The organism is Fictibacillus phosphorivorans (assembly GCF_007673525.1).
GTDB classification, from domain to species: domain Bacteria; phylum Bacillota; class Bacilli; order Bacillales; family Fictibacillaceae; genus Fictibacillus; species Fictibacillus phosphorivorans_C.
Genome location: NZ_VDZU01000009.1, coordinates 1 through 1,675 on the forward strand (window position 1 = coordinate 1; position 1,675 = coordinate 1,675).

Annotated in this window: 1 rRNA gene; it reads right to left on the bottom strand. The window is 52.7% G+C overall.

The window, feature by feature from the left end:
* Positions 1–41: 41 nt before the first annotated feature.
* A 16S ribosomal RNA gene (locus FS458_RS20425) occupies positions 42–1,591 on the bottom strand.
* Positions 1,592–1,675 lie beyond the last annotated feature (84 nt).

Consider the following 1,675-nt stretch of genomic DNA (forward strand, 5'->3'; position numbering starts at 1 on the left):
GTACTTACGAAACACACGAAGGTGTTTCATAATCTCCATAGAAAGGAGGTGATCCAGCCGCACCTTCCGATACGGCTACCTTGTTACGACTTCACCCCAATCATCTGTCCCACCTTCGGCGGCTGGCTCCCAAAAGGGTTACCCCACCGACTTCGGGTGTTACAAACTCTCGTGGTGTGACGGGCGGTGTGTACAAGGCCCGGGAACGTATTCACCGCGGCATGCTGATCCGCGATTACTAGCAATTCCGGCTTCATGTAGGCGAGTTGCAGCCTACAATCCGAACTGAGAATGACTTTTTGGGATTGGCTTGGCCTCGCGGCTTCGCAACCCTTTGTATCATCCATTGTAGCACGTGTGTAGCCCAGGTCATAAGGGGCATGATGATTTGACGTCATCCCCACCTTCCTCCGGTTTGTCACCGGCAGTCACCTTAGAGTGCCCAACTGAATGCTGGCAACTAAGGTCAAGGGTTGCGCTCGTTGCGGGACTTAACCCAACATCTCACGACACGAGCTGACGACAACCATGCACCACCTGTCACTTTGTCCCCCGAAGGGGAAAGCTCTATCTCTAGAGTGGTCAAAGGATGTCAAGACCTGGTAAGGTTCTTCGCGTTGCTTCGAATTAAACCACATGCTCCACTGCTTGTGCGGGCCCCCGTCAATTCCTTTGAGTTTCAACCTTGCGGTCGTACTCCCCAGGCGGAGTGCTTAATGTGTTAACTTCAGCACTGAGGGTGGAACCCCCCAACACCTAGCACTCATCGTTTACGGCGTGGACTACCAGGGTATCTAATCCTGTTTGCTCCCCACGCTTTCGCGCCTCAGCGTCAGTTACAGGCCAAAAAGCCGCCTTCGCCACTGGTGTTCCTCCACATCTCTACGCATTTCACCGCTACACGTGGAATTCCACTTTTCTCTCCTGCACTCAAGTCTCCCAGTTTCCAATGACCCTCCACGGTTGAGCCGTGGGCTTTCACATCAGACTTAAGAGACCGCCTGCGCGCGCTTTACGCCCAATAATTCCGGATAACGCTTGCCACCTACGTATTACCGCGGCTGCTGGCACGTAGTTAGCCGTGGCTTTCTGGTTAGGTACCGTCAAGGTACGAGCAGTTACTCTCGTACTTGTTCTTCTCTAACAACAGAGCTTTACGACCCGAAGGCCTTCATCGCTCACGCGGCGTTGCTCGGTCAGGCTTTCGCCCATTGCCGAAGATTCCCTACTGCTGCCTCCCGTAGGAGTCTGGGCCGTGTCTCAGTCCCAGTGTGGCCGATCACCCTCTCAGGTCGGCTACGCATCGTCGCCTTGGTGAGCCGTTACCTCACCAACTAGCTAATGCGCCGCGGGCTCATCTGTAAGTGTCAGCCGAAACCGACTTTCAAAAAGAAGAAATGCTTCTTCTCTTATTATCCGGTATTAGCCCCGGTTTCCCGGAGTTATCCCCGTCTTACAGGCAGATTACCCACGTGTTACTCACCCGTCCGCCGCTAAATCAGAGGAGCAAGCTCCTCATCATTCGCTCGACTTGCATGTATTAGGCACGCCGCCAGCGTTCATCCTGAGCCAGGATCAAACTCTCCATAAAAGTGTTTGTCTTGCTCGATTTTAAAACTGACGGAATTAATTCTTAATTCCTTACCTATTTCTTTTGTTCAGTTTTCAAAGAACT